General features: G+C 62.4%; 17 protein-coding genes. 11 read left to right on the forward strand and 6 right to left on the reverse strand.

The window, feature by feature from the left end:
* The first annotated feature begins 187 nt into the window (after positions 1-187).
* The 10 genes from bcsQ (QF039_RS30930) (at position 188) to bcsQ (QF039_RS30975) (ending at position 15,709) form a co-directional block, all read left to right on the forward strand.
* Positions 188-1,171: a cellulose biosynthesis protein BcsQ gene (gene bcsQ / locus QF039_RS30930; RefSeq protein WP_177009280.1), complete on the forward strand. Its 984-nt coding sequence runs from the start codon at positions 188-190 to the stop codon at positions 1,169-1,171.
* The gene (gene bcsA, locus QF039_RS30935; protein ID WP_003218076.1) at positions 1,168-3,387 is read left to right on the forward strand and encodes a UDP-forming cellulose synthase catalytic subunit; all 2,220 of its coding nucleotides are present in this window, start codon (positions 1,168-1,170) and stop codon (positions 3,385-3,387) included. The genes bcsQ (QF039_RS30930) and bcsA overlap by 4 nt, the downstream gene beginning before the upstream one ends.
* A complete protein-coding gene (gene bcsB, locus QF039_RS30940; RefSeq protein ID WP_307522315.1) occupies positions 3,384-5,642 on the forward strand; it encodes a cellulose biosynthesis cyclic di-GMP-binding regulatory protein BcsB in 2,259 nt (752 codons plus the stop codon). Before bcsA ends, bcsB begins: the two co-directional genes overlap by 4 nt.
* Entirely contained in the window at positions 5,639-6,835 is a 1,197-nt protein-coding gene (gene bcsZ / locus QF039_RS30945; protein WP_177009278.1) for a cellulose synthase complex periplasmic endoglucanase BcsZ, read from the forward strand. The genes bcsB and bcsZ overlap by 4 nt, the downstream gene beginning before the upstream one ends.
* Positions 6,817-10,668, forward strand: a complete 3,852-nt coding sequence (locus QF039_RS30950; RefSeq protein ID WP_307522318.1) for a cellulose biosynthesis protein BcsC — start codon at positions 6,817-6,819, stop codon at positions 10,666-10,668. Before bcsZ ends, QF039_RS30950 begins: the two co-directional genes overlap by 19 nt.
* 16 nt (positions 10,669-10,684) lie before the next feature.
* Positions 10,685-11,356: an SGNH/GDSL hydrolase family protein gene (locus QF039_RS30955; RefSeq protein WP_003218072.1), complete on the forward strand. Its 672-nt coding sequence runs from the start codon at positions 10,685-10,687 to the stop codon at positions 11,354-11,356.
* Entirely contained in the window at positions 11,356-12,021 is a 666-nt protein-coding gene (locus QF039_RS30960; protein ID WP_177117447.1) for an alginate O-acetyltransferase AlgF, read from the forward strand. The genes QF039_RS30955 and QF039_RS30960 overlap by 1 nt, the downstream gene beginning before the upstream one ends.
* Positions 12,022-12,038: 17 nt before the next feature.
* The gene (locus QF039_RS30965; protein WP_003218070.1) at positions 12,039-13,454 is read left to right on the forward strand and encodes an MBOAT family protein; all 1,416 of its coding nucleotides are present in this window, start codon (positions 12,039-12,041) and stop codon (positions 13,452-13,454) included.
* A gap of 12 nt (positions 13,455-13,466) precedes the next feature.
* Positions 13,467-14,594, forward strand: coding sequence for a cell division protein FtsQ (locus QF039_RS30970; RefSeq protein WP_307522324.1), 1,128 nt, complete (start codon positions 13,467-13,469; stop codon positions 14,592-14,594).
* A gap of 173 nt (positions 14,595-14,767) precedes the next feature.
* Complete coding sequence (gene bcsQ, locus QF039_RS30975; protein ID WP_177009277.1) at positions 14,768-15,709, forward strand: cellulose biosynthesis protein BcsQ; 942 nt, start codon at positions 14,768-14,770, stop codon at positions 15,707-15,709.
* A gap of 242 nt (positions 15,710-15,951) precedes the next feature.
* On the opposite strand, the gene QF039_RS30980 is transcribed toward bcsQ (QF039_RS30975), so the two are convergent.
* The 5 genes from QF039_RS30980 to QF039_RS31000 form a co-directional block, all read right to left on the reverse strand.
* Complete coding sequence (locus QF039_RS30980; RefSeq protein WP_307522327.1) at positions 15,952-17,166, reverse strand: methyltransferase; 1,215 nt, start codon at positions 17,164-17,166, stop codon at positions 15,952-15,954.
* Entirely contained in the window at positions 17,147-17,836 is a 690-nt protein-coding gene (locus QF039_RS30985; protein WP_032899447.1) for an ABC transporter permease, read from the reverse strand. Before QF039_RS30985 ends, QF039_RS30980 begins: the two co-directional genes overlap by 20 nt.
* A gap of 38 nt (positions 17,837-17,874) precedes the next feature.
* Positions 17,875-18,570, reverse strand: a complete 696-nt coding sequence (locus QF039_RS30990; RefSeq protein ID WP_003218063.1) for an ABC transporter permease — start codon at positions 18,568-18,570, stop codon at positions 17,875-17,877.
* 73 nt (positions 18,571-18,643) lie between these two features.
* Entirely contained in the window at positions 18,644-19,396 is a 753-nt protein-coding gene (locus QF039_RS30995) for an ABC transporter substrate-binding protein (RefSeq protein ID WP_003218061.1), read from the reverse strand.
* 13 nt (positions 19,397-19,409) lie between these two features.
* Positions 19,410-20,183 (reverse strand): ABC transporter ATP-binding protein, encoded by a 774-nt coding sequence (locus QF039_RS31000; RefSeq protein WP_003218059.1) that lies wholly within the window; start codon positions 20,181-20,183, stop codon positions 19,410-19,412.
* A gap of 554 nt (positions 20,184-20,737) precedes the next feature.
* On the opposite strand from QF039_RS31000, the gene gabP reads away from it, so the two are divergent.
* On the forward strand, positions 20,738-22,129 hold the full coding sequence (gene gabP / locus QF039_RS31005; protein WP_003218057.1) for a GABA permease: 1,392 nt from the start codon (positions 20,738-20,740) through the stop codon (positions 22,127-22,129).
* 135 nt (positions 22,130-22,264) lie between these two features.
* On the opposite strand, the gene QF039_RS31010 is transcribed toward gabP, so the two are convergent.
* On the reverse strand, positions 22,265-22,678 hold the full coding sequence (locus QF039_RS31010) for a hypothetical protein (protein WP_063033519.1): 414 nt from the start codon (positions 22,676-22,678) through the stop codon (positions 22,265-22,267).
* Positions 22,679-22,723 lie beyond the last annotated feature (45 nt).

The raw sequence follows: 22,723 nt of genomic DNA on the forward strand, positions 1-22,723 counted from the left end.
CCATCAATCTGATATCACAGAATGCCGCCAGCCAACACATAACTAGAAAAACCAAGGTCAGCCCAACGGGCTGACCTTTTTAACGCCTTTAAAGCGTAATAACCGGGGAGGGCCGTGGGTGAGTCGCGCAGACGATATTTCAAAACTATTCAATAAGCTGGGCGCCAATCCAAATGGCTACCGGGAGATGTACGCCGTCCATGATTATCTTGAGGATGACGTGGTGGTCGAGCGTTTCGACGCCGTGCCCATCCCGGCCCAAACCGCTTGCACCGTCGCGCTGGATGAGCCGCCATCGGCGCCATTGCTGCGTTTGCTCGAAGAGCTGACCCAGGGCGAAGCCGATCACCTGCAACCTCCCGAAGTGGTCGAAGGGCCGACCGGTGAGGTGTACTCGGATCAATCGTCACCCAAGGTGATCGTGGTGGTCTCGCTCAAGGGCGGTGTCGGTCGCAGCACGCTGACCGCGGCCATTGCCAGCGGCTTGCAGCGTCAAGGCCACCCGGCCGTGGCGCTGGACCTGGACCCGCAAAACGCCCTGCGTCATCACTTGTGCCTGGGCCTGAATTTGCCCGGCATCGGCGCGACGAGCTTGAGCAATGAGTCCTGGGAAGGCCTGGCTGAGCGCGGCTTTGCCGGTTGCCGTCTGGTGGCCTTCGGTGAGACCAACAACGACCAGCAAAAAAACCTCAATCGCTGGCTCGGCGAAGACGCCCAATGGCTGCCCCGGCACCTGGCCGGCTTGCAGTTGAATGGCCAGGACACGGTGGTGATCGACGTGCCCGCCGGCAACACGGTGTACCTGCACCAGGCCATGGCCCTGGCAGACGTGGTGTTGGTGGCGGTGCAGGCGGATGTTTCCTCATTCAGCACCCTGGCCCAGATGGACAGCGTGCTGGCGCCGTACCTTGAGTGCGAAAAACCACCACAGCGTTACTACGTGATCAACCAACTCGACGGCGCCCACCGCTTCAGCCTGGACATGGCCGAAGTGTTCAAGGCCCGCCTCGGCGATGCACTGCTGGGCACGGTCCACCGTGACCCGGTGTTCAGTGAAGCCCAGGCCTGCGGCCGCGATCCCCTCGACCCTACCGTCAACAGTCTCGGCTGCCAGGACATTCACGCCCTGTGCCGCACGCTGCTCGAACGCATCGATTCGGACCTTCCATGACCGACACTACGTCCTCTACGCCCCACACTCCGGGGCGCGCCGAGCAGCGGCTGGACGCCGCGATTTCGCGCTTCAATCGCTGGCCCGATACGCTGCGCAAAGTGCTGGTGGTGATCAGTTGTGTGGTCGGCACCTTGCTGTTGGTGAGCATTGTCAGCGCCCCGCTGGACCTCTACAGCCAATGCCTGTTTGCCGCCGTTTGCTTCCTTGCGGTGCTGCTGCTGCGCAAGATTCCCGGGCGCATGGCGATCCTCGCGCTGGTGGTGTTGTCGCTGGTGGCGTCGCTGCGCTACATGTACTGGCGGCTGACTTCCACCCTGGGTTTTGAAACCTGGCTCGACATGCTGTTCGGCTACGGCCTGGTGCTCGCCGAGCTGTACGCGCTGGTGGTGCTGATCTTCGGCTACGTGCAAACCGCCTGGCCGCTGCGCCGCGAGCCGGTGTGGCTCAAGACCGAACCGTCGGAGTGGCCCACGGTCGACGTGTTCATCCCGACCTACAACGAGGCGTTGAGCATCGTCAAACTGACCATCTTCGCCGCCCAGGCGATGGACTGGCCCAAGGACAAGTTGCGCGTCCACGTGCTCGACGATGGCCGTCGCGACGACTTCCGCGATTTCTGCCGCAAGATCGGCGTGAACTACATCCGCCGCGACAACAATTTCCACGCCAAGGCCGGCAACCTCAATGAAGCGTTGAAGGTCACCGACGGCGAGTACATCGCGCTGTTCGACGCCGACCACGTGCCGACCCGTTCCTTCCTGCAAGTCAGCCTCGGCTGGTTCCTCAAGGACCCCAAGCTGGCGATGCTGCAAACGCCGCACTTCTTCTTTTCACCCGACCCGTTTGAAAAGAACCTCGACACCTTCCGCGCCGTGCCCAATGAGGGCGAGTTGTTCTACGGCCTGGTGCAGGACGGCAACGACCTGTGGAACGCGACGTTCTTCTGCGGCTCGTGTGCGGTGATCCGCCGCAAGCCCTTGCTGGAAATCGGCGGCGTGGCCGTCGAGACCGTCACCGAAGACGCCCACACCGCGCTCAAGCTCAACCGCCTGGGCTACAACACCGCTTACCTGGCGATCCCGCAAGCCGCGGGCCTGGCCACCGAAAGCCTGTCACGCCACATCAACCAGCGCATCCGTTGGGCGCGGGGCATGGCGCAGATTTTCCGCACCGACAATCCGCTGCTGGGCAAAGGCCTGAAGTGGGGCCAGCGCATCTGCTACGCCAACGCCATGCTGCACTTCTTCTATGGCTTGCCGCGGTTGGTGTTCCTCACCGCGCCACTGGCCTACCTGATTTTCGGCGCGCAGATTTTCCACGCCTCGGCGCTGATGATTGTCGCCTATGTGTTGCCCCACCTCGTGCATTCGAGCCTGACCAACTCGCGGATCCAGGGGCGCTTCCGCCACTCGTTCTGGAACGAGGTCTACGAGACCGTACTGGCCTGGTACATCCTGCCGCCGGTATTGGTGGCGCTGGTCAACCCCAAGGCGGGCGGCTTCAACGTCACCGACAAGGGCGGGATCATCGACAAGCAATTCTTCGACTGGAAACTCGCCCGGCCGTACCTGGTACTGCTGGCGGTGAACCTGGTCGGGCTGTGCTTCGGTCTGTATCAATTGATCTGGGGCGACGAGTCCACCGCGGTCACCGTGGCGATCAACCTGACCTGGACCCTCTACAACCTGATCATCACCAGCGCGGCAGTGGCAGTGGCTTCCGAAGCGCGGCAAGTGCGCTCCGAGCCGCGGGTCAGCGCGAAATTGCCGGTCAGTGTGATCTGCGCCGACGGGCGTGTGCTCAAAGGCACGACCCAGGATTTCTCGCAGAACGGCTTCGGCCTGATCCTCGCCGACGGGCACCAGATTGCCCGGGGCGAACAGTTGCAGTTGGTGCTGTCGCGCAACGGTCAAGACAGCCTGTTCCAGGCGCGGGTGGTGTTCAGCAAGGGCGCGCAGATTGGCGCGCAATTCGATGCACTGTCCCTGCGCCAACAAAGCGAACTGGTACGCCTGACGTTTTCCCGCGCCGACACCTGGGCCGCGAGTTGGGGTGCCGGCCAGCCCGATACACCGTTGTCAGCCCTGCGTGAAGTCGGTGCCATCGGCATCGGCGGCCTGTTTACCCTGGGTCGCGCCACGCTGCATGAATTGCGTCTGGCCCTGCGCCGCACTCCCTCACAACCGCTCGATACGCTGATGGACAAGCCATGACTTCCACACTATTTGCCCGCCCGCAGTCGCGCGGCGTGCTCGCGCTGATGATCGCTTCGCTGCTGGGCCTGGGCCCGCAGGCACAGGCCGCTGCACCCGCTGTTGCGGTGCAGAGCACTGACGACGGCTACAGCCTGACCCTCAAGCAACTGGGCCGTCGCGACACCATGAACCTGCAAGGCGTGGAAGCGTCCGACAGCGTCAACTTCGACATCCGTGCCGATGAAGTGGTGAAGGGCGCGCAACTGTTGCTCAAGTACAGCTACTCGCCGGCGCTGCTGGCGGACCTGTCGCAGATCAACGTGCTGGTCAACGACGAAGTCGCTGCCAGCCTGCCGCTGCCCAAGGAAGGCGCAGGTATCCAGCAGGAAAAACTGGTGCAGATTCCGGCGCACCTGATCACCGAATTCAACCGCTTGAGCCTGCAGTTCATCGGCCACTACACCATGTCCTGTGAAGACCCGCTGCACAGCAGCCTGTGGGCCAAGATCAGCAACAGCAGTGAGCTGAAAGTGCAGGTGCAGCCGATCGTCTTGAAAGACGACCTGTCGGTGCTGCCGCTGCCGTTCTTCGACAAGCGTGATGCGCGCCAGGTCAGCCTGCCGTTCGTGTTTGCCAGCGCGCCGGACAACGCCGCGCTGGAAGCTGCCGGCGCGCTGTCGTCGTGGGTAGGCGGCTTGGCCAGCTACCGGGGTGCGACGTTCCCGACCACCCTTGGCGAGATTCCGGCCAAGGGCAACGCCATCGTGCTGGTGCAAAGTACCCAGGCTGTGGATGTACACGGTGTGGCGGTCCCTGAGCCTAAAGGGCCGACCCTGACCCTGATCACCAACCCCAACGATCCGAATGGCAAGCTGCTGATCGTCTCCGGCCGTGATGGCGCCGAACTCAAGCGTGCCGCCACCGCTGTGGTGCTGGGCAACCCGGTGTTGACCGGCAACAGCGTGGTCATCACCAGGCTCGACACCCTGGCCCCGCGCAGCCCTTACGACGCGCCGAACTGGCTGCCCAGCAACCGTCCGGTACGCCTTGGCGAGCTGGTAGAACTGAAAAAACTCAACGTCTCCGGCTACAACCCGGGCCCGATCAGCGTCGACCTGCGCCTGCCGCCCGACCTGTTCAACTGGCGTGAGGAGGGCGTGCCGCTCAACGTCAAATACCGCTACACGCCGCAGCAGGTGTCCACCAACTCCTCCTTGCTGATCGGCCTGAACGACCAGTTCATGAAGTCTGTCGCGTTGCCGTCGGTGAGCAACCTGGGCGGCGGGCAGAGCCTGCTGGACCAGCTGAAGAAAGACGAAACCCTGCCCCGTGAAGTGACGACCCTGTTGCCGATCAGCTCGGCTTCGCCCAAGTCCAAACTGCAACTGCGCTTCATGTACGACTACATCAAGGAAGGCGAATGCCGGGACATCATCGTCGACAACATGCGCGGTGCGATTGACCCGGACTCGAGCCTGGACCTGAGCAGCTACCAGCACTTTATCGCCATGCCGAACCTCGGCGTGTTCAACGATTCCGGCTTTCCGTTCACCCGCCTGGCTGACCTTTCGGAGTCGGCGGTGGTGATGCCGGACAACGTCGGCACCGATGAGTTGAGCGCCTACCTGACTGTGATGGGCCGCTTCGGCGAGTCCACCGGCTACCCGGCCACCGCCGTCAAAGTGGTGCAGGCCAAAGACGTGCAAAGCGTTGCCGACAAAGACCTGCTGGTGCTCGCCACCGGCGGCAACCAGCCGCTGCTGCAGCAATGGCAGCAATACCTGCCGGCCACCAGTGACGGCCTGCAGCACCACTTCCTGTTGTCTGACCTGCCACGTTATGTGCGCAGCTGGATCAGCCCGGACGCCGCGGCCAACCAGCATACGGCCAATGCCGGCATCACCTTCAGCGGCCTGAGCAACAGCACCTGGTTCGCCGGCTTCCAATCGCCGCTCAAGGCCGGGCGCAGCGTGGTGCTGATCGCCAGCAACCAGCCTCAGGGCCTGCTTGAAGCGACCTCGGCGCTGATTGGCGGTGACGACTACAAAGACTCGATCCAGGGCAGCCTGGCGGTGGTGCAGGGCACGCAGATCAGCTCGTTGGTCGCGGACCAGCAGTACTACGTCGGCGACCTGAACTACTTCAAATTCATGCAATGGCAGCTGTCCCAGAACCTGGGCTGGATGCTGGCGATTACCTTCCTGGGGCTGCTGGTGCTGACCTGCCTGATCTACCTGGCACTGCGTGCCCGTGCAAAACGGCGGTTGGCATGAACCCTTTGCGTAGCGCGATCCTGGCGGTGATTGGCAGCACATTGCTTGCCGGTGCCGCCCAGGCACAGACCTGCGATTGGCCGCTGTGGCAGAACTATGCCAAGCGCTTTATCCAGGACGATGGCCGGGTGTTGAACTCGTCCATGAAGCCGACGGAAAGCAGCTCGGAAGGGCAGTCGTACGCGATGTTCTTTGCCCTGGTGGGCAACGACCGGGCGACCTTCGACAAGCTCTGGACCTGGACCAAGTCCAACATGGCGGGCGCCGACATCGGCCAGAACCTGCCGGCCTGGCTGTGGGGCAAGCGTGACGATGGCAAGTGGGGCGCGATCGACAGCAACTCCGCCAGCGACGCCGATTTGTGGATGGCCTATGCGTTGCTCGAAGCCGCGCGTGTGTGGAACGCACCGCAGTACCGCAGCGACGCGCAACTGGTGTTGGCCAACGTTGAACGCAACCTGATCGTGCGCGTACCGGGCCTGGGCAAGATGCTGTTGCCGGGGCCGGTAGGCTATGCACACGCGGGTGGCCTGTGGCGCTTCAACCCCAGCTATCAAGTACTGCCGCAACTGCGCCGTTTTGCAAAAGAGCGCCCGAACGCCGGCTGGAACGAAGTGGCCGAGAGCAACGCGAAGATGCTCGCCGACCTGCCGAGCAATCCCCATGGCCTGGCGGCCAACTGGGTCGGTTATCGCGCCACCAGCGCGAACACCGGGCTGTTTATCGTCGACCCGTTTTCCGATGACCTGGGCAGCTACGACGCGATCCGCACTTACCTCTGGGCCGGCATGACCGCCAAGAGCGACCCGCTGGCCGCGCCGATGCTCAAGGCCTTGGGCGGGATTTCCCGTGCCACTGCTGCGTCGGTCAGCGGTTTGCCGCCGGAGAAAGTCCACGTGCTGACCGGTGAAGTCGAGAAAAACAACGGCTACACGCCGACGGGTTTCTCGGCCTCCACCATGGCCTTCTTCCAGGCCCGGGGCGAAACCGCCCTGGCGCAATTGCAAAAGCAGAAAGTCGACGACGCCCTCGCCAAGGCGCTCGCGCCTTCGGCCCCGGACAGCGCCCAGCCGATTTACTACGACTACATGCTCAGCCTGTTCGGCCAGGGCTTCGCTGATCAAAAGTACCGTTTCGAACAAGACGGCACGGTGAAATTATCCTGGGAGTCTGCATGCGCCGTCACACGCTAGCCATTGCGATTCTGGCGGCCCTGGCTTCCAGCGCCAGCTTTGCCGAAACCACTGACCCGCAAAGCCTGCTGATCGAGCAGGGCTATTACTGGCAGTCGAAAAAGAACCCGGAACGCGCCCTCGAGACCTGGCAGAAACTGCTGCGCCTGAGCCCCGAACAGCCGGATGCGCTGTACGGCATTGGCTTGATCCAGGTGCAACAACAGCGTCCGGCCGAAGCGCAAAAGTACCTGGCCCGCCTGCAGGCGCTGAGCCCGGTACCGCGCCAGGCCTTGCTGCTGGAGCAGGACATCACCGTCAACATCCCGGCCAACGCCAAGTTGCTGGAACAGGCCCGTGAACTCGGCGAGCCTGAAGAAGAGCGCGAACAAGCGGTGGCGCTGTATCGCCAGATCTTCCAGGGGCGCCAGCCCCAGGGCCTGCTTGCCCGCGAGTATTACAACACCCTGGGCTTCACGCCCAAGGGCACGAACGAGGCCATCGCCGGCTTGCAGCGTTTGTCCCGCGAGCGGCCGAACGACCCGATTGTGGCGCTGTTCCTGGCCAAGCATCTGGCGCGTAACCCGGCCACCCGCGCCGACGGCATCCGCGCCCTGGCCAAGCTGGCACCGAACAACGACGTGGGCGGCAACGCCGATGAAACCTGGCGCTTTGCGCTGATCTGGCTCGGCCCGCCGAAGAGCGACCAGGTGCCGTTGTTCCAGCAGTTTCTGGCGGCGCATCCGGACGACAGCGAAATCCGTGCGCTGATGAACAAGGGCATTGCCCAAGGCAAGACCGGCGCCGGTTGGCAGCGTGATCCGCAGATGACCAAGGCGTTCAAGGCGCTGGATGACGGCGACCTGAAAACCGCCGAGCCGCTATTGGCGGCGCGCCTCAATGAAAAATCCAATGACGTCGATGCCCTCGGCGGCATGGGCGTGCTGCGTCAACAGCAGCAGCGCTTCAGCGAGGCTGAAAGCTACCTCGTACAAGCCACCCGTTTGCCGGGGGGCGCGGCATGGCAGTCGGCGCTCAATGATGTGCGCTACTGGAACCTGCTCAACCAGGCCCGTGACGCCCAGCGTGGCGGGCGCGGCAGCCAGGCCCGCGACCTGGTGGCCCAGGCCGAACGCTTGAACCCTGGCCAGCCCGGCGCTGCCGTGGCACTGGCGGGTTTCCAGGCCCAGGACAATCAGTTCGACACCGCCGAAGCCGGCTACCGCAAAGTGCTCGCCCGTCATCCTGGCGACCCGGACGCGCTGAGCGGCTTGATCAACGTGCTGTCCCAATCCGGGCAGCCGGAAGAAGCCTTGAAGCTGATCGACTCGGTGTCGCCCGCCGAGCGCGCGAAGTTCGCGCCGAGTGTGAAAATCACCGCGTTGCGCGCTACCCAGGTGGGCAAGCTGGCCGAGCAGCGGGGCGATTTGAAAGCCGCGCAAGCCGCCTACAAACAAGCCCTTGATGCCGACCCGGAAAACCCGTGGACACGCTTCGCCCTGGCGCGCATTTACCTGCGCGACGGCCAGATTCGCAACGCCCGTGCCTTGATCGACGGCTTACTGGCCAAGCAGCCGAACCAGCCGGACGCGCTGTACACCAGCACGCTGCTGTCGGCGGAGCTGGGTGAGTGGAAAAAGGCTGAAGAGACCCTGGCGCGTATCCCTGCGGGGCAACGTACCGCTGACATGAACGAGCTGGGTATCGATATCGCGCTGCACAAGCAGACCGACATCGCCATCGAGACCGCCCGCCGTGGCCAGCGCCCGGAAGCCCTCGCGCTGCTGGGCCGCAGTGAAGCCATGACCCGGCAGAAGCCTGAGCGCCTGGCGGTGCTGGCGGCCGCTTATGTGGAAGTCGGCGCGACGCAGCAGGGCCTGGATATCATGCAGAAGGTTCTGGATAACAATCCGAACCCGACCGTCGACCAGAAACTGCTGTACGCCAATGTGCTGCTCAAGGCCAACCACTACACCGAGGCGGGCGACATCCTGCGTGAAGTGCAGGGCAAGCCGCTGAGTGAAACCGGTCGCCAGCGTTACGACGATTTGATCTACCTGTACCGGGTCAAACAGGCTGATGCCCTGCGTGAGAAAAACGACCTGGTCGCGGCCTACGACATGCTGTCGCCGGCGCTTGCCCAGCGTCCCAACGACGCTATGGCGGTAGGTGCCCTGGCGCGGATGTACGCGGCCAGCGGCAATAGCAAAAAGGCCATGGAGCTTTATGCGCCGCTGATTCAGCAGAACCCGAACAACGCTCGCCTGCAACTGGGCCTGGCGGATATCGCGCTGCAAGGCCGTGATCGTGGCCTGGCGGAAAGCGCCAGTGAAAAGGCGCTGTCCCTGGAACCGGGCAACCCCGAGATCCTCACCTCGGCTGCGCGCATCTATCAGGGGCTTGGCAAAAACAACGAAGCCGCTGCGCTGCTGCGCAAGGCGTTGGCGATTGAGAACAGCCAGAAGAGCCAGACGCAATTGGCTCAGGCCGGCTCCCAGGGCGTGCCTTACAACCCCTTCGTCGGCTTGCCGGGCCAGCGTCGCCAGGTCACCGACCTGACCGTTGCCGGCGCCGTGCCGCCGCCGATTGATGCACCGACCAATGTCGTGCCGGACAATGCCCTGGCAGCCTCCGCGCGTCCGGCGTCGAACAACTGGAACGAGCCGTTCGAGCCACCGTCGAGCATTGCTGCACTCGACACCGCCAACCTCAGCCCGGCACGTCGTGCGCTGGATACGATCCTGCGGGATCGCACCGGTTACCTGGTGCAGGGCTTGAGCGTTCGCAGCAACAATGGCGAAAGCGGCTTGAGCAAAATCACTGACGTCGAGGCGCCGTTTGAAGCGCGGATGCCGGTGGGGGATCTGAACGTTGCGCTGCGCGTGACGCCGGTGCATGTGAGTTCCGGCAGCGTGAAGAGCGACTCTGCCACACGCTTTGGCGGTGGCACGGCCAACCCGGCGGGCTCCCAGAGCGACACGGGCGTTGGTTTGGCCGTTGCCGTGGAGAACCCGGATGAAGGCCTCAGGGCCGACATCGGTGTAAGCCCGCTGGGCTTTCTGTACGACACCATCGTCGGTGGCGCCAGCGTCTCGCGGCCGTTCTCCCAGGGCTCCAACTTCCGTTACGGGGTCAACGTTTCGCGGCGTCCGGTCACCGACAGTGTGACCTCCTTTGCCGGTTCCGAAGACAAGCGTACCGGCGAGAAATGGGGCGGCGTGACCGCCAACGGCGGGCGTGGCGACCTGAGCTACGACAACCAGAAGCTCGGTGTGTATGGCTACGCCTCGTTGCACGAGCTGTTGGGCAACAACGTCGAAGACAACACCCGGCTGGAACTGGGCAGCGGCATCTACTGGTACCTGCGCAATACCCCGACCGACACCCTGACCCTCGGCATCAGCGGTTCGGTCATGGGCTTCAAGGAAAACCAGGGTTACTACACCTACGGCCAGGGCGGTTACTTCAGCCCGCAGCGCTTCTTCTCCCTGGGTGTGCCGGTGCGCTGGGCGCAGAGTTTTGATCGGTTCAGCTACCAGATAAAAAGTTCGGTGGGTATCCAGCATATCGAGCAAGATGCGGTCGATTATTTCCCGGGGCATGACCAGCTCCAGAGTGACCGGGGCGATCCGAAATACGCCAAGGACAGCAAGACCGGCATCGGCTACAGCTTCAACGCCGCCGCCGAATACCGCCTCAGCTCGCGCTTTTACCTGGGTGGCGAAGTCGGTCTCGACAACGCCCAGGACTATCGCCAGTACGTCGGTAACGCCTACCTGCGCTACTTGTTTGAAGACCTGAGCGGGCCTATGCCCTTGCCGGTCAGTCCGTACCGTTCCCCTTATTCGAATTGATTGATAGGAGTCATCCATGCCTGTTTCCGCTTCTGCTATTGCCGGCCTGACCCTGCTGGTATTGGGCGAAAGTCACATGAGCTTTCCTGATTCACTGCTCAACCCGCTGCAGGACAACCTCACCGCCCAGGGCGCCAAGGTTCACTCCATCGGCGCGTGCGGCGCCGGTGCAGCCGACTGGATCGTGCCGAAGAAAGTCGAGTGCGGTGCCGAGCGCCTGCCGGTTGGCAAGGCCGAGATTTTCGGCAAGAACGCCATGAGCACCACCCCGATCAAAGACCTGATCGCCAAGGACAAGCCGGACCTGGTGGTGATCATCATCGCCGACACCATGGCCTCGTACCCGGAGCCGCAGTTCCCGAAAGTCTGGGCCTGGAAAAGCGTGACTTCCCTGACCAAGGCCATCACCGAAACCGGCACCAAGTGCGTGTGGGTCGGGCCGGCGTGGGGCAAGGTCGGTTCGCAGTACAAGAAGGATGATGCGCGCACCAAGGTGATGTCGCAGTTCCTCGCCACCAACGTGGCGCCGTGCACCTACGTTGACTCGCTGACCTTCTCCAAGCCGGGCCAGTGGATCACCACCGACGGCCAGCACTTCACCATCGACGGCTACCAGAAGTGGGCCAAGGCGATCGGCGACTCCCTGGCGAAGTTGCCACCGGCCGCCGTGGGCAAAGGAGCGCAATAATGAAACGGATCACCCTGGGCCTGGCGACCTTGCTCGCCAGCGTCAGCGCCTACAGCGCCGACATCCCGCTTTACCCCACCGGCCCGGAGAAGGATTCGGCGTTCCTGCGCCTGGCCAACGGCACCGACGGTGAACTGAAATTGCTGCCCCAGGGCTCCAAGGCCAGCCTGGTGTTGGGTGGCGATAAACTGGTGTCTGACTACCTGCCGGTGTCGGGCGGCAAGACCCCGATCAAGGGTGTGTTGAGCCAGGGCGGCAAGGATTCCGAGCTGGCCGTGACCGTCGCGCCGGGCGAGTTCGCCACCGTAGTGGCCGTGCCGGACGCCAAGGGCGGCACGCGCCAGTTGGTGATCCACGAACAGCCGGATGACTTCAACGCACTGAAGGCCTCGCTGGCCTTTATCAACGCCGACGCCGCCTGCGCCGACGCGAGCCTGGAAGCCGTGGCGCAAAAAGCCGAGCTGTTCAAGAAGGTCGCCGAAGGCTCGATTTCGCGCCGCATGATCAACCCGGTGGAACTGTCGGTGCAGCTCAAGTGCGCCAACGCGCCGGTGGGCCAGCCGCTGACCTTCACCCTCAAGGCCGGCGAACGCTACAGCGTGTTCGCACTGCCATCGGCCGCCGGTTCGAGGTTGCTGTTTACCTCCGACACGCTCGCTAACTGATCGGGCCCGACACCACCATGGTCTTTGCCTCACTGGAATTCCTCACGCTGTTCCTGCCGGCCTTCCTGTTGATTTATGCGCTGGCCCGTCCGGGCTGGCGCAACGTCATCCTGTTGATCGGCAGCTGGCTGTTCTACGGCTGGTTGAGCCCGCTGTTCCTGTTCCTGCACATGGTGTTGACCGTGGTGGCGTGGGTCGGCGGTTTGCTGGTGGACCGTTCCCGTGAAGACGGCAAGGGCCGGGTGCGGCTGTTGATCGCGTTGATCGTGTTCAACACCGCAGTGCTGTGTTGGTACAAGTACGCCAACATCGTCGCGGGCACCGTGAGTGAGGTGATCACCTGGTACGGCGCGATGCCGCTGGATTGGCAGCGCGTGGCGTTGCCGGCCGGGTTGTCGTTCATCGTGCTGCAGGCGATTTCGTACCTGGTGGATGTGCACCGGCACACGGTGCCGGTGGAGCGCAGCTTCATCAATTACGCGACCTATATCTCGATGTTCGGCCACTCGATTGCGGGCCCGATCATTCGTTATGACTGGGTGCGGCGCGAGCTGAACCAGCGTTATTTCAACTGGCCGAATTTCAGCCTTGGCGCCCGGCGTTTCATGATCGGCATGGGCATGAAAGTGCTGGTGGCCGACACCTTGTCGCCGTTGGTGGACATCGCCTTCCACCTGGAAAACCCGAGCCTGGTGGATGCCTGGATCGGCTGCCTGGCGTACTCGTTGCAACTGTTTTTCGACTTCGCCGGCTACAGTGCCATGGCCATCGGCCTGGGCTTGATGCTGGGCTTCCACTTCCCGGAAAACTTCAACCGGCCGTACCTCGCCAGCAGCATCCAGGACTTCTGGCGGCGCTGGCATTTGTCGCTGTCCAGCTGGCTGCGGGACTACCTGTACATCGCCCTCGGCGGTAACCGCGATGGCGTATGGCGCACCTACCGCAACCTGTTCCTGACCATGGCGATTGCCGGGTTGTGGCATGGCGGCGACAGTTGGAACTACCTGTTGTGGGGTTCGGCCCACGGTATCGCGTTGTGCATTGACCGGGCGTGGTCGCGCTCGAGCCTGCCGAGCATTCCGCCGGTGCTGTCGCACATCTTGACGCTGCTGTTTGTGTGCCTGGCCTGGACGCTGTTCCGCGCACCGGACTTCCATTCGGCACTGACCATGTACGCCGGCCAATTCGGCATGCATGGCATGGCCTTGGGTGATGCGTTGGCCGTGGCCATGCGCCCGGCTCATGGCATGGCCGCGTTGCTCGGTTTGGTGTGCATCATCGCGCCGATCTGGCAGACCCGCTGCGAGCAGCGTTTTGGTACGCAGCCCTGGTTTGTGGTGGCCGCATCCCTGTGGCCGGTGGCCGGGTTTGTGTTGTCGTTCGCGCTGATTGCCAGCCGCGATGCCGTGCCGTTTCTGTACTTTCAGTTCTAAGGAAGCCTGACGATGCCCGCCCCTACCGCGCCGACCCCACCGAGTGAATTGGCCGTCCGCACCAGCCCCCTGGCGGGCTGGGTGTTGGTGCCTTTCCTGGCGGCGGGGCTGTTGTCTTGCGTCTGGCTGATGGTCAAGGGCCCGGTGAGTTTCCTGCCGCCCAAGGTCGACAGCGACATGCTGCTGCACGGTGAAGTGACCCATCGGTTTGCCAAGGAGCTGTCCAAGGCACCGATGGCCATCGAAGCGGCAAACCTGGAGCGCGGCGCCAGTTGGCTGGCGTTCGGCGACACCGGGCCGCGGGTGCGCCAGGGCTGCCCGGGCTGGCTGTTTATCAGCGATGAGCTGAAGCTCAACCGCCACGCCGAAGGCAATGCGCGCACCAAGGCCGACGCGGTGATCGACCTGAAAAAGCAGCTAGGCCAGCGCGGTATTGATCTGCAAGTGATGGTGGTGCCGGATAAAACCCGCATCGCCGCTGCCCAGCGTTGCGGCTTGTATCGTCCGGCCGTGCTGGATGGCCGGATTCAGCAATGGAGCACGCTGTTGCAAGCGGCGGGCGTTGAAGTGCTGGATTTGACCGACACCCTGAAACCCCTCGGCCCGGATGCCTACCTGCGTACCGACACGCACTGGAGCGAAATCGGCTCGAATGCCGGCGCCCGCGCCGTGGCCCTGCGCATCCAGCAGCGCGGTATCCAGGCCACGCCGGAGCAAGCCTTCGACATTACCCAGGCACCGCTCGCACCGCGTCCGGGTGACCTGGTACGCCTGGCCGGTCTCGACTGGTTGCCGCCGAAGTTACAGCCGGTGGGCGAGCAGGTTGCGGCCAGCACCGCGCATGAGAACGGCCCGGCGGCGTCGAGTAACCCTGACGATTTGTTTGGTGACGCCGGCCTGCCGAACGTGGCGCTGATCGGTACCTCGTTTTCGCGCAATTCGAATTTCGTGGGTTTCCTGCAAAAAGCCCTGAACGCTCCGGTGGGTAACTTCAGCAAGGACGGCGGCGAATTTTCAGGCGCCGCCAAGGCTTATTTCGACAGCCCGGCGTTCAAGCAGACGCCGCCCAAGCTGCTGATCTGGGAGATCCCGGAGCGGGATTTGCAAACACCTTACGACCCGATAAAGATTAGTCAGTAAATTGACCATTTACCGCTCGTCTTAAAGATTTCTTCAGAAACACCAAAATAATGACACTTTCATTCCTTTGTCACAGAATGCGTACACAAAGGCGCCCACAAAAAGACCTGCGGTAAGCATCAGTACAGCTGACCTTTCACGTCTTTAAGATGCGTCGTGAGGGAGTGTTGGCGATGAGCCGTACCGATGATCTTTTTTCGTTGTTCGATAAGACGACTGCCAGTGATGTTCAAGGGATGGATTCGATGCTGCAGTTCTTCGAAGACATGCCGGTCGACGACAGTGCCAGCCTCAATATGGGCAGTGGCGCATCGTTCTCCCGACATTCCCCTTGTGCCAACGAGCAGTCCCGCGAAGCCGCGAACATCCGGGCGAAGGTGGTAGCGCTGGTTTCGGTCAATGGCGGCGTCGGCCGCAGCACCCTGGCCACCGCGCTGAGCAGCGGTTTGCAGCGCCTGGGACAACCAGTGGTGGCGCTGGACCTGGACCCGCAAAACGCGCTCTATCACCACTTCGGCCTGAGCCATACCTTGCCCGGCATCGGGCGCACCAGCCTGCACAACGAGCGCTGGAGCCAGATCCTTCATTCAGGCTTTGCCGGTTGCCAGGTGATCACGTTTGGCGAAACCGATATCCGTCAGCAGGAAGACCTCCAGCGCTGGCTGAAACAGGAGCCGCATTGGTTGGCGCAACATTTGTCGGCCCTGGGCTTGAGTGAGCAGGACACGGTGATCATCGACACCCCGGCGGGCAATAATGTCTACCTGCATCAGGCACTGAACGTGGCCGATGTGGTGCTGGTCATCGCCCAGGCGGATGCGGCTTCCCTTGGCACCCTGGAGCAGATGGAGCAGTTGCTGGCGCCACACCTTGATGATCGGCCGGCGCTGCGTTGCCACTTCGTGATCAACCAACTCGACGAGACCTCGGGCTTTAGCCTGGACATGGTCGAGGTGTTCAGGAAGCGCCTGGGTGACAGCCTGTTGGAGGTGGTGCATCGGGATCCGGCGATCAGCGAGGCCCTGGCTTTTGGCAGCGATCCGCTGGATAACCAAGCCGCAAGCATGGCCTGTGACGATATAAACGCGCTTTGCCGCCTGCTGGTTGCCCACTGAAAAGCCCGGGTTATGCCGCTAACCTCAGATGCTTATGCACAATCGGTTGGTTCGACCTGTCATCAAACCGCAATTTTGCGGAGCGGTTCTCATCACGCTGCAACTGCCTGTTTTGCGTGCGTTTTATTTTGTGAACAAAAAATGACCAGTCAGCATTTTGCCCCGCGAAGCTTGCCGGCAGGGCCTCTGCCAGAATTCCATCAACAGAGTTATCCACAGGGCACACTGCGACAAAATGCCCTTTAATTGCGCTCGGCGAGCAGCATCAGGTTGCGCGGGGTGAGCGGTGTTTCGCAGAAGCTGCCGACTTGAACCCTGTAACCGTTTTCTTCGAGAAACAATGCCCGGTCCAGCACCAGCCACATTTCCAGCGGGCGCCGAAACAGACCACGCACTAATTCCAGGTTTCGCACCTGTGCCAAGCGCTGCCAGCCTTGGGCCTCCAGTGCCGACCAATCCTGTTCCCCTGTGGATAATCCCTTGAGGGCCGCCAGTTCGCGGCAGTAGTCGGCGAACGGCTTGGCCAGCCAACTCGCGGGCAGGGACGGAGTGGGCAGGTAAGCATCGCTCCCGCGCAGTTGCCGCTGCAGAACATCAAAACCCAGGCGCCTGGCCATCGACGTATCGCGCTGCTGACGCACCCGCGCGCCTGCGGTAACGGTTTCGCTCAGCGGCAGGCCGAGGTCTTCCACCGATAAATGCAGTGACGACGCCTGGGCGGCAATCGACAGCGGCTGGTACTGCTCGGCGCGGATGCGGTTGTAGCAGCAGGGCGCCACGGCCAACTGCTGGCAGCCGGCGGCGCTGGCCAGCCGGAGCAGGCGCACATGCAGGTCGCCGCAGGCGTGCAGTGCCACCGGGGTTTGGTCGCGGCTGATCTGTACGTCGGCCATCACATCTTGCAGGCGATGGGTGACGGGCAATTGATGGTGTTCGCTGAGGGCTTGCCCTGAGGCGATGAGGGCCGGGTCGTATTCCAGGCAGGTCAGTTGCTGCCCGGGTTGCAACAGGCGGCGGCCAAGGTGGCCCTTGCCGGCACACCAGTCGAGCCAGTGTTCGGGGGGTTGGCGAAATTGCAGCGCGGCGCCGAAGGCTTCGATCTGCTGCCATTTGCGGCCGGGTATATCGACGTTCAGGCGATGACGGGCGGCGGGTAGCGGGCGGGACGGTAAGTTATCCACAGCGCTGAGATTCAGCGACTGCATGGCCAGCTCAGGGAAAGGCGCAGGCGCCGGCAAGTGGTGAGGCTGGTTATGGCTGGTTTCCGCTTCGGCCAGCGAGCGCTGGCGCAGCCAATGGGCCAGTTCGGGATGCTGGGTTTCCCACGGCAATTGCAGATGGGTAAAGGGCCGTGGTCGCCACAGCCCTTGATGTTCGGTGAGGAACGCATCCAGCGCCTGGAAGCGGGCGAGCAGGTGCTCACCCGTCAACAAGGCGTCAGCGGCCCTGGCAGGCATCGACCCGCAACCAGCGCTCCAGCAGCTTGAAGAAGCGCACCAGGACGTAGGACATCAGCAGGTAGAACAAGCCCGCTGCGAAGAAGATCTCCACCGGCAGGTAGGTGCGGGCAATGATCGTGCGGGCCATGCCGGTCAGTTCCAGCAGGGTCACGGTACTGGCCAGGGCGCTGGCCTTGAGCATCAGGATCACTTCGTTGCTGTAGGCCGGCAGGCCGATGCGCGCGGCACGCGGCAGGATGATGTAGAACAGCGCCTTGGGCCTGGACATGCCCAGCGCCCGCGCGGCTTCGATTTCACCCGGCGGGATGGCCTGGATCGCGCCACGCAGGATCTCGGCGATATAGGCGGCGGTGTGCAGCGTCATGGTGGCGGTGGCGCACCAGAACGGGTCCCGCAGGTACGGCCACATGAAGCTTTCACGCACGGCGTCGAACTGTGCCAGGCCGTAGTACACCAGGAACAGCTGCACCAGCAGCGGCGTGCCGCGGAAGAAGAAAATGTAGCAGTAGGGCAGGGTGCGCACGTACCACAGGCGTGACGAGCGGGCGATGCCCAGCGGGATTGCCAGCAGCAGGCCGGCGATCACGGCGATGGCCACCAGCTCCAGGGTCAGGGTTGCGCCCTGGGCCAGTTTCGGCAGCCATTTGATGATCACGGCCCAGTTCAGGCCCAGGTCGAAATGCGACAGCCAGCTGTAGTCGCCACTCATTGCGTGCTCCTCGCAAAGCCGCGCGCGGCACGTTTTTCCAGGAAGTGCATGCCGGTCATCGCCAGGACAGTGAGGCCCAGGTACATGAAGGCCGCGACCATAAAGAAGGTGAAGGGCTGCTTGGTGACGGTCACGCCGATCTGCGCGTGGCGCATGATTTCTTCCAGGCCGATCACCGAGACCAGCGCGGTGTCCTTCATCAGAATCATGAACAGGTTGCCCAGGCCCGGCAGCGCGATGCGCCACATCTGCGGCATGATCAAGCGGGTGAAGATCCGGACCTTCGACAAGCCCAGTGCGACACCGGCTTCACGGTGGCCCTTGGGAATGGCCAGGATCGCGCCGCGGAAGACTTCCGTGGCGTAGGCGCCAAAGCACAGGCCCAGGGCGATCACCCCGGCGGCGAAAGCGCTGAGGGAAAGGTCGGGGTTGCCGAAAAACTCCCCGAGGGAGCGCATCAGGTTGACCGTGCCGAAGTAGATCAGCAGGACCCACAGCAGTTCCGGGATACCGCGAACCAGGGTGGAGTAGCTGCCGCCAAGCCATTGCAGCGGCTTGTACGGGGAAGTCTTGGCCAGGGCGCCGGCCAGCCCGAGCACCAGCCCGAGGCACAGGGCGGTGAGCGCCAGCTTGACGGTCATCAGCGCGCCGGCGGCGAGCGCCGGGCCGAATCCGTAGAGGTCGAAATTCATGGTTTAGTCGTTTCGCAAGGCAAAGCTCAGGACCGGCGCACTCAAGCGAGCACGCCGGGCAGGCCATTCAGGATCACTCGATACTGAAAGGGAAGTACTTGTCGTTGATCTTCTTGTAGGTGCCGTCGGCCTTGATTTCAGCCAGGGCTTTGTTCAAGCGCTCGCGCAGCGGGTCGCCTTTGCGTACGGCGATACCGATCTTGTCGCTCTCGACCACCGGGTCGCCCTTGAATTCGTAGGCGGAGCCGTCTTTGCTTTTCAGCCACTCGTACTGCACGTACTTGTCGGCGAGCATCCCGTCCAGGCGGCCGGAAGTCAGGTCGAGGTAGGCGTTTTCCTGGGTGTCGTAGAGCTTGGCGGTGGTGTCCGGCAGCTTGTCTTCCAGGTAGGTACCGGCCAGCGTTGCGCGCTGTGCACCGATGATCTTGCCCTTCAGGTAGTCCGCGTCGGTCTTGAAGTCTTTGTTGGCTTTGGGCGCGATGAACTGCAGCTTGTTGGAGTAGTACGGGTCGGTGAAGTCGACGGCCTGCTTGCGTTCATCGGTGATGGACAGCGAGGAGACCAGGAAGTCGAACTTCTTGGCATTCAGGGCCGGGATGATGCCGTCCCAGTCGGAGACATACACTTCGCACTTCTCGACTTTCATCTTGGCGCACAGGGCGTCGCCGATGTCCTTGTCGAAGCCGACGACGTTGCCGCTGGCATCTTTATTGTTGAACGGCGGGTAGGCCGCTTCGATCCCCATTTTCAAGGTTTCAGCCATCGCCGTGGCGCTGAACGCCATCGAAACAGCGGCGGCCAAGAGGAATTTTTTATAGTTCTGCATGCATGTTGCTCCGTTAGCGGTTGCTGGACATGAATTGTTTGCAGCGCGCCGAAAGCGGGTTTTCAAATACCTGCTGTGGCGATCCTTGCTCTTCGACCAGGCCCTGGTGCAGGAACACCACTTCACTGGACACCTGGCGGGCAAAGCCCATTTCATGGGTGACCAGCAGCATGGTGCGGCCTTCTTCGGCCAGGGCGCGGATCACATTAAGTACTTCCTGAACCATTTCCGGGTCAAGGGCCGATGTGGGCTCGTCGAACAGGATGACTTTGGGCTGCATGGCCAGGGTGCGTGCGATCGCGGCGCGTTGTTGCTGGCCGCCGGACAGTTGCGCGGGGTAGGCATGACGCTTGTCACTGATGCCAACCTTGGCCAGCAAGGCTTCGGCGATTTCAGTGGCTTCGGCCTTGCTCTGGCCGAGCACGCGGCGCGGGGCCTCGATGATGTTGTCGAGGACGCTCATGTGCGGCCACAGGTTAAAGTTTTGAAACACAAAACCGATTTCGCTGCGCAGGCGGTTGATCTGTTTGCCGTCGGCGGCCACCAGTTCGCCGTTTTTCGCAGCCTTGAGCTTGAGCTCTTCACCAGCTACCAGGATTTGCCCCTGGTGCGGGTTTTCCAGCAGGTTGATGCAGCGCAGGAACGTGGACTTGCCGGAACCGGAGGAACCCAGGATCGAGATCACATCGCCGTCGCGGGCGGTCAGCGAGATACCTTTAAGCACCTCCAGCTCACCATAGCGTTTATGCAAGTTGCGGATTTCAAGCGCGGGCGTGGCCTCAGCCATGTGCGGTCCTCATTGTGTTCATTGCGCTCCTGCTGTTGGCCCGCCTTCCTGGCGAGGCGCCAAGCTAGCATAGCGTCCGGATGACAGCCAACAGCCCTGCAGGCGGTAAACAGACGGTCTGCGGCAGGGTGTCGCATCGGCACAGCAGTGTGTCGCGCCATCGACAACCGAACAGCCGTTTGAACCAGTATTCCTACAGGTTTCGCGTAAAAAAGGGCGCGATGGTGCCAGCTTTGGCCGGGTGTTGGAAGGGTTAAACCGGCGAACGGTCCATATCAGCCCTTTAATGGGGCGTCACGCACAAATTGTGTGTGTTTTTGGTGCGCTGATTCGTCTTTCAAGTGAGTCGCACAGTAACGCTATAGCGGAATGCCATTAGTGTCAGTGACTTACGAGAGCTATTGAGTTTCCCTACAGCCCGCGTCAATCGCGGCTCTGTAACATTTTGGCGCAAATCTTGCGTAAAAAATAAAGAACGCCCCGTTGGTTTCTTTTCACGAGAAAGACGCCAGACCGGGTGGACCGTATTCGCAATTCCTCGCAAAGGTGTGTCAATGAGTAGTACGCAAAGCTCCAATGACCTCGAACAGGGGCTCAAACCGCGTCACGTCACCATGCTGTCGATTGCCGGCGTTATCGGTGCCGGGTTGTTTGTGGGCTCCGGCCACGCGATTGCTGCGGCAGGCCCGGCCGTGCTGCTGGCTTATGCCGCCGCCGGTACGCTGGTGGTGTTGGTGATGCGCATGCTGGCCGAGATGGCCGTGGCATCGCCGGACACGGGTTCGTTCTCTACTTATGCCGACCGTGCGATCGGGCACTGGGCCGGTTTCACCATCGGCTGGTTGTACTGGTGGTTCTGGGTGCTGGTGATTCCGCTGGAAGCCAACGCTGCCGCGACCATCCTGCACGCGTGGTTCCCCGGCGTGGCGATCTGGGCCTTCACCCTGATCATTACCTTGCTGCTGACCGCGACCAACCTGTTCAGTGTGAAGAACTACGGCGAGTTCGAGTTCTGGTTTGCGCTGATCAAAGTGGTGGCGATCATCGGGTTTGTGATCCTCGGCATCCTGGCGATCTTCGGCTTCCTGCCGGGCAGTCAGGTCAGCGGCGTTTCGCACCTGTTCGACACCCAGGGCTTCCTGCCCAACGGCATGGGCGCGGTATTGGCGGCGATCCTGACCACCATGTTCTCGTTCATGGGCACCGAGATCGTGACCATCGCGGCCGCTGAATCGAAGAACCCGGGCCAGCAGATTTCCAAGGCCACCAACTCAGTGATCTGGCGGATCGGCTTGTTCTACCTGGTGTCGATCTTCATCGTCGTGGCCCTGGTGCCGTGGAATGATCCTGCGCTGGCAGCGGTCGGTTCCTACCAGACCGTGCTGGAACGCATGGGCATCCCGAATGCCAAGCTGATCGTTGACCTGGTGGTGCTGGTGGCCGTGACCAGTTGCCTGAACTCGGCGCTGTACACCGCTTCGCGCATGATGTTCTCCCTGGGCCGTCGCGGTGATGCACCGGCGGTGTCCAAGATCACCAACAAGAGCGGCACGCCTTACTGGGCGGTGTTGCTGTCTACCGGCGCGGCGTTCCTGGCGGTATTCGCCAACTACGTGGCGCCGGCGGCGGTGTTTGAATTCCTGCTGGCCAGCTCCGGCGCCATCGCGCTGCTGGTGTACCTGGTGATCGCCGTGTCGCAACTGCGCATGCGCCAGAAACGCACGGAAGCGGGCGAGAAGATTGCCTTCAAGATGTGGCTGTTCCCGGGCCTGACGTATGCGGTGATCGTGTTCATCGTGGGCGTGCTGACGATCATGTTGTTCCAGGAAGCGCATCAGGTGGAGATCATTGCCACCGGGATCCTGAGCTTGCTGGTAGTTGCGGCGGGGCTGATGGTGTCGCGTCGGCGCAAGGGCCGGAAGGTTGGGGCTGCGGTGCTTAACTGACGGAGTGCTTTCGTCGCAATACCGTTGATCAAATGTGGGAGCGGGCTTGCTCGCGAATGCGGTGGATCAGTCGACATTTGAGCTGACTGACACACTGCCTTCGCGAGCAAGCCCGCTCCCACATTTCGTTTTGTATCAGTCTTCGGAGCTAACAAGCGCCTGTGACGCCGCGACGTAATCGGCCTGGAATTCCGGCGACTCAATCCACGCCAGCGCTGCCGCTTCATCCTCGGTATCCGTGGCCCACTGGCGATACTCGATCAGCGCCGCGAGGATAAAGTCCGTCGCTTCTTCTTCGCCTTCCTGCTCCAGTACCACTGCCAGCAGCGGGTGCGCCAGGAACACGGCACACAGCGCCTGCTGGCTGGTTTCGCCAGCGGTGCGCATCTCCAGGAACAGCTCGGTCAAATCCACCGATTCAAGATCAATGCGGCTGTCATCGCCGGCAAAGGCATCCGGCTTGGTGGCGACGGCGCGTTGGGTGCGATTCTGCTTGGCCTTGGCTTTTGCCCGGTGGGCGCGTTTTTGCTGCTTGTTCGGCGAAGCCATGGGCTCACGTCCTTGGTGTCAGGATCTGGGGATGGGGTATTGAAG

This window comes from Pseudomonas sp. W2I6 (assembly GCF_030815935.1).
In the GTDB taxonomy this organism is placed as follows: Bacteria; Pseudomonadota; Gammaproteobacteria; order Pseudomonadales; family Pseudomonadaceae; genus Aquipseudomonas.

What these genes read in the sequence shown, in the direction of transcription:
- bcsQ (WP_177009280.1), top strand. Translation starts at nt 188, where the DNA reads ATGTACGCCGTCCATGATTATCTTGAGGATGACGTGGTGGTCGAGCGT.
- bcsA (WP_003218076.1), top strand. Translation starts at nt 1,168, where the DNA reads ATGACCGACACTACGTCCTCTACGCCCCACACTCCGGGGCGCGCCGAG.
- bcsB (WP_307522315.1), top strand. Translation starts at nt 3,384, where the DNA reads ATGACTTCCACACTATTTGCCCGCCCGCAGTCGCGCGGCGTGCTCGCG.
- bcsZ (WP_177009278.1), top strand. Translation starts at nt 5,639, where the DNA reads ATGAACCCTTTGCGTAGCGCGATCCTGGCGGTGATTGGCAGCACATTG.
- QF039_RS30950 (WP_307522318.1), top strand. Translation starts at nt 6,817, where the DNA reads ATGCGCCGTCACACGCTAGCCATTGCGATTCTGGCGGCCCTGGCTTCC.
- QF039_RS30955 (WP_003218072.1), top strand. Translation starts at nt 10,685, where the DNA reads ATGCCTGTTTCCGCTTCTGCTATTGCCGGCCTGACCCTGCTGGTATTG.
- QF039_RS30960 (WP_177117447.1), top strand. Translation starts at nt 11,356, where the DNA reads ATGAAACGGATCACCCTGGGCCTGGCGACCTTGCTCGCCAGCGTCAGC.
- QF039_RS30965 (WP_003218070.1), top strand. Translation starts at nt 12,039, where the DNA reads ATGGTCTTTGCCTCACTGGAATTCCTCACGCTGTTCCTGCCGGCCTTC.
- QF039_RS30970 (WP_307522324.1), top strand. Translation starts at nt 13,467, where the DNA reads ATGCCCGCCCCTACCGCGCCGACCCCACCGAGTGAATTGGCCGTCCGC.
- bcsQ (WP_177009277.1), top strand. Translation starts at nt 14,768, where the DNA reads ATGAGCCGTACCGATGATCTTTTTTCGTTGTTCGATAAGACGACTGCC.
- QF039_RS30980 (WP_307522327.1), bottom strand. Translation starts at nt 17,166, where the DNA reads ATGCCTGCCAGGGCCGCTGACGCCTTGTTGACGGGTGAGCACCTGCTC.
- QF039_RS30990 (WP_003218063.1), bottom strand. Translation starts at nt 18,570, where the DNA reads ATGAATTTCGACCTCTACGGATTCGGCCCGGCGCTCGCCGCCGGCGCG.
- QF039_RS30995 (WP_003218061.1), bottom strand. Translation starts at nt 19,396, where the DNA reads ATGCAGAACTATAAAAAATTCCTCTTGGCCGCCGCTGTTTCGATGGCG.
- QF039_RS31000 (WP_003218059.1), bottom strand. Translation starts at nt 20,183, where the DNA reads ATGGCTGAGGCCACGCCCGCGCTTGAAATCCGCAACTTGCATAAACGC.
- gabP (WP_003218057.1), top strand. Translation starts at nt 20,738, where the DNA reads ATGAGTAGTACGCAAAGCTCCAATGACCTCGAACAGGGGCTCAAACCG.
- QF039_RS31010 (WP_063033519.1), bottom strand. Translation starts at nt 22,678, where the DNA reads ATGGCTTCGCCGAACAAGCAGCAAAAACGCGCCCACCGGGCAAAAGCC.